The following is a 7877-nucleotide window of genomic DNA, read 5'->3' as shown; positions in this document are numbered from 1 at the left end:
CCGACACGAATGGGTCCATCGAGAGGGAGATCAGCTGTCCGCAGAGAAGGAGCTGATCTGTCCGCCTACAAGGATCTTGCGCTGTCCGCTCTCACCTGCACCTGAGCGCTCAGGCTGCTGCTTCGCCCGGGTCCTCGTCCTCCGGGGAATCATCCGCACCCGGGGCCTCGCCTTCCGGGGAATCGTCCGCATCGGACTTTGGAGAGACCCAGGTGGTGCCGGGAGGCAGATCTTCCCCTGTCTCCTCCTTGTACTGCGCCTTCTTCTCCTCGCTGGCGTTCCAGCCGGGGTGGAGATTCCGCAGGTGGTTCTTGGCGGAGTCGCGAGGACTGCTCGTCCTGTCGGAGGCGGAGGGCTGCTCCTGGTCAGCGACACCCTCGACTTCCGCGGCACCCTCAGCATCCTCAACCTCCTCGGCGTTTGCGGAACCCTCGGCATAGCTGGGGAACTCGTCTGCGTCCTCATCCATGCTGCGCGGCGCGAGGACCACAACAGCGACCATGCCCGCAGCCACGCCCGCGACTTTGACGAAGCGGATCGTCCTCGGGTGCTTCTCGGCCCAGCCCTTGCCCTTCTCGACCCAGTCCTTGGCCTTCTCGCGGAGGGAAGTGGGCTCGCCGTCATCGGGGGGCATGGAGTCAGTCACGGGCACAGATCTACCGGACCCATCCCTCGCCTGTCAGGCAATCGCCTGACATTGCCCGATGGGTTACGGCGGCGCTCGCCAGACTGAAGTACGTCTTCGCGTCTTCACGAAGGGGCGGCCTCCGGCCGCCACAGCCGCTTGCCGTCATCGCTCTGCCCGCCCTCCAGGCGGCCTCCGTGCTGGTGGTGCCGGGCACGACGACCCTCATCGAGCTCGGCCGCTTCAGACGCGGTTTACAGCTCCAGGGCGGAGGCGATCGTGGCGGCGCAGAGAGAACCGCGCCCGCCGTTCAATACGAGGTAGCGCGGGAGGCCCGCGTACATCCTCGTCACGTAGCTCTCGACCACATGGCCGTAGCCGATCTCCTGGGGGTGCTGGGACGGCATCGGTCACCTTTCCGGGTACAGGTCGGTACGGTCGATCCAGGTGGGGGCGACGAAGATGTTGTCGCCGGCGGGGGCTTCGGAGGCTTCCAGCAGCGACCAGGTGCGGGACTCTTCGACCAGGTGCTCCCAGGGCGCGGTCCAGTCGAGTTCCCAGTCCAGGCTGGTGCCGGAGATGCCGTACGTGCGGCCGGCGTCGACCTGCCAGAGCTGGGAGTAGAGGATCACCTGAGCGTGGTCGGCCAGGTCGTTGATGATCTCGGTGAAGTGGGCCGAGGGCCAGCCAGGGGCGTCGTCCGCCGCGGTGGCTCGCAGGCGCGCGGTGAGCGGTGGGACGACAGGGGTGCGTACGCCGAGTTCGGTCAGGGCCCAGCGGATGCCGCCCGGCTCGCTCCAGTCCAATGGAGTCGCCCGTTCCAGGCAGGCGCGATAGGCGCGGCGCAGGTGCTCGGCCGCGCCGTCTATCTCTAGGCTCGCCAGGGCCATCGCCGCCCATTCCCGGACGGTGGAGTCGTCGCTGCGCAGGAGGGCGATCAGGGCGGGGCCGCAGCGTGGGTCCGCCACCTCTTCGAAGACCTCGATGGCGGTCAGCTGACCGAAGCCGCCGAGGGAGGGCAGACCGTCGATGATGGCGGGGATGGCGTCGGAGCCGATGCCGATCAGTTCCGCGCGGGCGTCGTACGACGGGCCGGTCGAGTCGTCGAGCTGCTGGATGAGTCTCTCGATGTTGTGGGTGGTCATGGGTGGTCCCGGCGCCAGAACGTGGGGAGCCACCAGCTGAGCACCGAGTGGTCGTCGGGCCACGGGGCGCGGTCCTCGGCTGCCCAGTCCTCGAAGGAGTCGCGTGTCAGGTCGATGGGGCGCCAGGCGGGGTCGAGCGGCTCGTCCTCGGCCGGCGGGCGGACGTACCGAAGGCCGTGCTGGTTGCAGGCGCCGAAGTCCTGGTAGTTGCGCTGGGCCTCGATCAGGGCCGCCACCTTGTTCGCACCGCCTGCCATGGTCGGCCAGCGGAACTGGACCCCGTCGTCCTCCCAGAAGCACACGGGGCAGATCTCGTACGAGCCGGGCGTCGTGCCCAGCACGCGGTGCCCGCAGCACGGGCAGGGGTAGGAGCCGCTCACCTGCGCAGTCTCCCTGCAGGCCCAGCCGGTGTGCCAGGGATTTCGCCGCCTCGGAGCCCCGGCCAGTCCGCAGCTAGTCCGCAGGACACCCGTAAACAGCCGTCGGGTGCCAACGCATGCCAACGAAGAAAACCCAGGTCAGAGCCCTGGATGGGGGCTCCGCCGCAGGTCAGGATCGGGCGGCAGCGGCGCCCGATCAGCGTCTTGATCCGTGACAGGGTCCAGGTCTGGTCCGGCCAGCCGTGTGCCACCGGCCCCCTGGCCAGCTCCCGCTCGAGCGCGGCGAACAGTTCGTCACTGAGCAGCGGCAGGGATGCCGGGCCCTTGGAGGCCAGAGCCCGGGGCCCGTTCTGCGACCAGGCTCTGCGCCACCGCTGAACCGACCGGACACTGACCCGCAGGTCGTGAGCGATGACCGGGTTCTCGTCGCCCTGCCTGAACCGCTCGGCCGCCTCCATCCTCAACTTCTCTCGGACGTAACGCCGTTCGTCGGTCAGTCCGCCCCCTTGTGCATACCTCATGCGGTCGGCATACCGCAGGGATCACGAGGCGTCAGCCCCCACGACACCACGCTTTGAAGGTCAGCAGTACAACGCCAAGTCAATTGGGGTCCACCCGGGTTCGGGTTGGCTCCGCTCGCGTGCCCATGGCCGGATTTCGGCTGAATGATCTGACGTTTCGTCACCTGTCGTCATCCGTCGTTCTCCGCGCGCTGGCTGGATCCCGGCTAGACGTGGCTGAGCGACGAGGTCCGTGCGCGTGGTGGAAACCGACTCGGCCGTGGCGGTTAACGGTGAGCCGCGTGGTGTGGTGACGGGGGCCTTTGGCTAACCTCTGGACTCTGTTCGGTCATTTCCGGGTAGGCCGATCAACGATGGTGCCCTGTCGAACGGTGTAGCAGTGAACCCGTGTGATGGCCGTCGTCCGGCAAGGCCGAAGTGCCAATGTATGAAGTCGCCTGCTCAAGGCCATGCAAGGACGGATCCATGGTCTGATCGCCCAGCAGCGGCATATCGTGGCGACCGCTCCATTGTGCGAGGCGCTGCCTGATAACTTGCTGCCTGCCGCATGTGCGGCAGGGGGAGGGGGACATGAGCTGGGAGACCGTGCGTGTCGGTGGCCGATGCGTGGCCCTGGACCAGGCCAGGCAGTGGATATGGCAGTACTTCGACGCAGAGGCGAACCGGGCGGCTGCGGCCGCTGCAAAGGGCAGACCGTATGCGTTCCCGATCTACGACCGGATGGACACCGGCAGCGGGCCGAACGAACTCAACGATGGGGACCTGCTGGCACCGGTGCTGCTGAACGTCGCGCCTAAGCTACATGCCGTCCTCAACCTCCAAGCCGTGCGCCCGGACCTTGAGGCAGTGCTCGCGGCGATCCCGGGAAAGCTCACGTTGCAGGATGCGGTCGCCTCCGACATGCACGCGGAGCCATTGCGCCGTATCGGCGGGCTGCTCGACGGCCCGGCCCCGCTCCGCGGGGTGGGCGGAACGATTTTGATGAAGATCATGCACCGCAAGCGTCCACTTTTCCTGCCGCTCTACGACACCCAGGTCTACGCCTGTTACTGCGGGCCCGGTGCTCAGTACCCGATCAAGAAGTCGCCCCACCGCACCTGGGCGGAGTTCTTCCGACTGCTCGCCGAAGCCGTGGCGCGCGACCTGGACGAGCAGCCCGAAACGTGGAAGACGCTGATGCGATGCGCCCCGGACGACATGAGCGTGCTGCGCGTTTTGGACGTCGTCGCATGGAACCTCGGCGGCGGGCTCCGGGTGCATACCGCTGAGCCCGCCGATACATGAGCGACCGCCCGGAGCAGTGAGACGTGGCCGACCGCCCTGCCCCGGCGACGAGGCCGCCAGCCCCGGTCACAGACCAGCCGTTGGCCAGCCTCGTCCGCGAGCTCGTCGCAACCCGCCGCGGCAAGGCCAAGATCGGCACTCCGGAGGACGTTCCCTGGCTGTTCCCGGGAGGACATCCAGGGCGCCCCCTCACCGACAGCCAGGTCGGCATCCGTCTCCATAAGATCGGGATCCGACCGAAACAGGATCGCTCCACCGCACTGTTCACTCTCGCGACCGAACTCCCCGCCGCGATCCTCGCCCGGATGCTCGGTGTCCACATCAAGGTCGCCGTCCAGTGGCAGCAGGCATCCGCGGGTGACTGGGGCGCCTACGCCGCCGACGTCAGTCGACGGACGAGGCCGACATGGCACCCGTGGAGGGCCAGTCAAGAACAGTCAACTCAGGCCACTGCTCTCGCCACCGCGCTGCCTTGGCCTCATAAACCGCCCGTGGAGCCAGCACCGGGTTCGGCCGAACGACCAGGTTGAACACATCCGAAAGACCATGCGGCGCATACACGCGCCACTGGCCGTCAGCCTCCAGCCGGACTCCCAGACAGCACGTCGTCGCAGCGAAACTGTCGATCGCCGCCTCAGTGGAGTCATGAGGCGGACACGCCACTCCGAACTTGTCCTCATACCAGAGGTGAACCCGGGCCTCGTTCCGGATCTCAACCTCTGCCGGTAGGTCGGCGAAGACCTCCTTGCCGGTCTTGATCACGGCATCTTCTGCTTCCCAGGACAGATCGTCGGCGTCGAAGTAGAAGACGTCGTAGTCCTTGATGCCGCTGGTCGGTGGCCTGTCCGTGGCCGCGTTCCACACGGTCTGAAACAGGCATCCCGCGGTCACATACCACCCAGGCAGACCCAACGTCGCAGTCCGCGCCAGCACCTCCGTCAACACGTCGTTACGCGACAGCACCGCACGCAGGGACACGAGTTGCTCATCGAGAGGGAGTCGGCTGATCATCATCCCTGCCTACCACAACTCGCCCAGGACCACGGCCGATCCACTTCGCGAAGCCCCTCCTGGCTGCTTCCACGACTTCGGGAGGTCGATCCCACCGAAAAACTCAGGCAACGCGAGCAGAACCAGCTGGGAAGCTGTCTTCATGATGGACAAGGCCGGCGGGGTTCAAGGTCAGACGGTTCACTCGGGAAAGTACGCGCGCATCGAGCGGGAACGGCGGTTCTTGCTGGCTGAAGCGCCGGCACCGTCAGCAGTGACGGTCACCCGGATGATCACCGACCGCTATCTGGTGGGAACACGCCTGCGTCTGCGACGCGCCGAACGGTCAGACGGCAGCTGCGAACTCAAGCTCACCCAGAAGGTGCCGGTCGCTCGGACAGGCGCGATTCAGGGACTGATCACGAATACGTACCTGTCGCCGACCGAGTACGACCTGCTCGCCTCACTGCCAGCTGCAGTGCTGACCAAGACGCGTTTCAGCGTGCCTCCCTTGGGCGTCGACGTCTTCGACGGCCCTCTGCAGGGCCTGGTCCTGGCGGAGGGCGAGTTCACCACCGACGAGGAGGCCCAGTCCTTTATGCCGCCTCCAGAGTGCGTGGCAGAGGTGACCGACGACGCCCGCTTCACCGGAGGCCGCCTCGTCGAGACCTCTCGCCAAGACCTGCTCCGGTGGCTGGCCGAGTACGGGCTCCATCCAGCGACTCCCTAGCAGCCGAAGCCTTGCGGGCCCAGTCATTCGGACAGTTCCAATACCCGACTCCACCGTTAGCCCGCGGCCGCGACGGGATCCACGAGCTCCTCGACATCGAGACCGCCCGGGCCACTGCCGACACCCTCACCACCCTCCACGACGACCTCACCCACGGGGTGGGCATCTCCGGGCCGGCCGCACGGCGCGCGATCCACGCCGCCGCCCGGGCCCCTACGTTCGCCGGGTCGATCCGCACCCACCGCCAGGCCCGCGACATCCTGGGCGACCCCGCGCTGACCGTCTACGACAACCCTCGCGCCTTCCTGATGTGTGTCTACAACCGCGACCGGGTCCTTTGCCACAGGCGGGACACCACCGATGTGCCAGGGCCGGACCGCTGCCAGCCGTCCTGCGCGAACATCGCCCGCACCGACCAGCACGCCGACCAACTCCGCCAGCAAGCGCAGGCGCTGGAGAAGCAGGCCGCCTCCGAGGCGGTGCCCGATCCGCTCGCCGACCGACTCGCCCGGCGCGCCGGACACCTGCGGACGCTGGCCCACCGGCACGAACACGACCGCATCCACCTTCAAGAGCCAACGTCATGAGCCCAGCCCCAGACGAGCGCGAGCACATCCGTGCCGCAATGGACCGCATCCTGAACGGCACACCGCGAAACTCGAACGGAGCGCTGACCATCGTCGCCCTCGCCACCGAGGCCGGCGTCCCGCGCAACGCTCTCACCCAGCGGCACACCGACCTGAAGAACGACTTCTACGACAAGGTTCGCGCCCGCGGCGGCACCCCAGACAGCGAACAACGCCTGCGCACACAGGTCCGCCGGCTGCAAGAGCTCCGGGCGGCCGACACAGAGGAGATCGCTCAGCTCAAAGCCGAAATCGAAGCCCTGGTGGGCGCTTTGCATCAGTTGACAGTCGAGAATCACGTACTCCGTGGGCAGTTGGCCGAGCAGCCAACGAAGGTTCGTCTCCTTCCAATCCAGCCATAGGCAGAGACGCCTTCAGTCAGTCGATGGACCACCGCCCTTTCCCTCTGCATTGCTCCGCACGTGAACCAGGTTGTTCCGTGACGTCAGGGTGGCCGGGTGGTCCTCACCCAAGACACGGATCCTGGCGGTCAGCGTCTGCTCGTACAAGGGGATGACCCTTCCAAGATCCTTAAGAGTTCCAGAGACGCTGCACGAGCGGTTCGGGCTGCGGGAGGGCGGCGACCCGGAGCCAGCGGCAGCGCAGGCCGGGTACAGGCCCTCGGAACGAGTGGGAGCCGGGGTCTGAACGACCGGCGTCATGCGAAGACAAACGACCAGGTCCCCACTCCCTGTCCGAGAGGGAGTGGGGGACCTGGCGCCTTGTCGGCTACTCCTTGCGTCCTCTGTTGCCCGGCCGGCTCTCCAGCCACCGGCGGATGGTGTCGGCGTACCAGAACGGCTTTCCTGCTTCGACGTGGTCCGGCGGAGGGAGCAGCCCATGCTTGCGGTACGAGCGCACGGTGTCGGGCTGGACCCGGATGTGCGCGGCGATGTCCTTGTACGACCAGAGTCTTCGGTCGGTCCTGTGTGGCACCTCCCAGTGCGCACCGCGGCGGCGGCCCGGGGGAGCCAGTTCACTCGTCGATTCGTACGCACTAGCCAGGTTGTTTCGTGACGTCAGGGTGGCCGGGTGGTCCTCGCCCAAGACACGGATCCTGTCGGTCAGCGTCTGCTCGTACAAGGGGATGGCCCGCCCAAGATCACCCGCCGATTCGTACGCACCAGCCAGGTTGTTCCGTGCGAGCAGGGTATCGGGGTGGTCCTCGCCCAAGACACGGACGCTGTCGGTCAGCGTCTGCTCGTACAAGGGGATGGCCCGCCCAAGATCACCCGCCGATTCGTACGCACCAGCCAGGTTGTTCCGTGCGAGCAAGACCACGTGGTGGTCCTCACCCAAGACACGGACGCTGTCGGTCAGCGTCTGCTCGTACAAGGGGATGGCCCGCCCAAGATCACCCGCTGCCAAGTAGAAGCCAGCAGCATTGGACAGCGAAGCCACGAGGTCAAACTCATAGACCGAGGGTGCGACTTCCGCGAGTCGTCGATAGATACTCAACGCCTCATCGCTAACGCTCCTCGCCTCTTGCCATCGTCCTACTTCCGACAGTCGGTTGCCATAGTTATTCAAAGCGGATGCGAGGTCAGGCTCGTAGGCAGCTGCATTGTCTGCTGCC

The 7877-nt window shown here is 66.7% G+C and carries 11 protein-coding genes; 4 read left to right on the top strand and 7 right to left on the bottom strand.

Annotated features, from left to right (window positions below):
- Nucleotides 1–109 precede the first annotated feature (109 nt).
- From ACFC02_RS19055 to ACFC02_RS19035, 5 genes are all read right to left on the bottom strand, one after another.
- Entirely contained in the window at nucleotides 110–646 is a 537-nt protein-coding gene (locus tag ACFC02_RS19055) for a hypothetical protein (RefSeq protein ID WP_376358148.1), read from the bottom strand.
- Nucleotides 647–879: 233 nt separating this feature from the next.
- Nucleotides 880–1032 carry a hypothetical protein gene (locus ACFC02_RS19050; protein ID WP_358270515.1) on the bottom strand — a complete coding sequence of 51 codons (153 nt, stop codon included), beginning with the start codon at nucleotides 1030–1032 and terminating at the stop codon, nucleotides 880–882.
- Nucleotides 1033–1035: 3 nt separating this feature from the next.
- Entirely contained in the window at nucleotides 1036–1770 is a 735-nt protein-coding gene (locus ACFC02_RS19045; RefSeq protein ID WP_376358144.1) for a HEAT repeat domain-containing protein, read from the bottom strand.
- Nucleotides 1767–2150 (bottom strand): CPCC family cysteine-rich protein, encoded by a 384-nt coding sequence (locus ACFC02_RS19040; RefSeq protein ID WP_376358141.1) that lies wholly within the window; start codon nucleotides 2148–2150, stop codon nucleotides 1767–1769. Before ACFC02_RS19040 ends, ACFC02_RS19045 begins: the two co-directional genes overlap by 4 nt.
- Nucleotides 2147–2608 carry a helix-turn-helix domain-containing protein gene (locus ACFC02_RS19035; protein ID WP_376358139.1) on the bottom strand — a complete coding sequence of 154 codons (462 nt, stop codon included), beginning with the start codon at nucleotides 2606–2608 and terminating at the stop codon, nucleotides 2147–2149. Before ACFC02_RS19035 ends, ACFC02_RS19040 begins: the two co-directional genes overlap by 4 nt.
- Before the next feature lie 633 nt (nucleotides 2609–3241).
- Between ACFC02_RS19035 and ACFC02_RS19030 the strand changes: the two genes are divergently transcribed.
- Nucleotides 3242–3955, top strand: coding sequence for a DUF6308 family protein (locus ACFC02_RS19030; RefSeq protein ID WP_376358136.1), 714 nt, complete (start codon nucleotides 3242–3244; stop codon nucleotides 3953–3955).
- Nucleotides 3956–4339: 384 nt separating this feature from the next.
- Here ACFC02_RS19030 and ACFC02_RS19025 read toward each other — a convergent pair whose 3' ends face one another.
- The gene (locus ACFC02_RS19025; RefSeq protein ID WP_376358133.1) at nucleotides 4340–4966 is read right to left on the bottom strand and encodes a nucleotidyltransferase family protein; all 627 of its coding nucleotides are present in this window, start codon (nucleotides 4964–4966) and stop codon (nucleotides 4340–4342) included.
- A gap of 142 nt (nucleotides 4967–5108) precedes the next feature.
- Between ACFC02_RS19025 and ACFC02_RS19020 the strand changes: the two genes are divergently transcribed.
- From ACFC02_RS19020 to ACFC02_RS19010, 3 genes are read left to right on the top strand one after another with little or no spacing between them, the layout of a single operon-like run.
- The gene (locus ACFC02_RS19020; protein WP_376358131.1) at nucleotides 5109–5675 is read left to right on the top strand and encodes a hypothetical protein; all 567 of its coding nucleotides are present in this window, start codon (nucleotides 5109–5111) and stop codon (nucleotides 5673–5675) included.
- An 11-nt stretch (nucleotides 5676–5686) separates the two neighbouring features.
- Nucleotides 5687–6262, top strand: a complete 576-nt coding sequence (locus ACFC02_RS19015) for a hypothetical protein (RefSeq protein WP_376358128.1) — start codon at nucleotides 5687–5689, stop codon at nucleotides 6260–6262.
- 38 nt (nucleotides 6263–6300) lie between these two features.
- A complete protein-coding gene (locus ACFC02_RS19010; RefSeq protein ID WP_376358125.1) occupies nucleotides 6301–6663 on the top strand; it encodes a hypothetical protein in 363 nt (120 codons plus the stop codon).
- 367 nt (nucleotides 6664–7030) lie between these two features.
- Here ACFC02_RS19010 and ACFC02_RS19005 read toward each other — a convergent pair.
- On the bottom strand, nucleotides 7031–7877 hold an 847-nt coding region (locus ACFC02_RS19005; RefSeq protein WP_376358122.1), incomplete at its 5' end, for a tetratricopeptide repeat protein.

The sequence above is a fragment of the Streptomyces sp. NPDC056160 genome (assembly GCF_042268205.1).
Taxonomy (GTDB): Bacteria; Actinomycetota; Actinomycetes; order Streptomycetales; family Streptomycetaceae; genus Streptomyces.
Note: the sequence above shows the minus strand (reverse complement) of the source record. Positions and strands in the feature narration are given on the sequence as shown.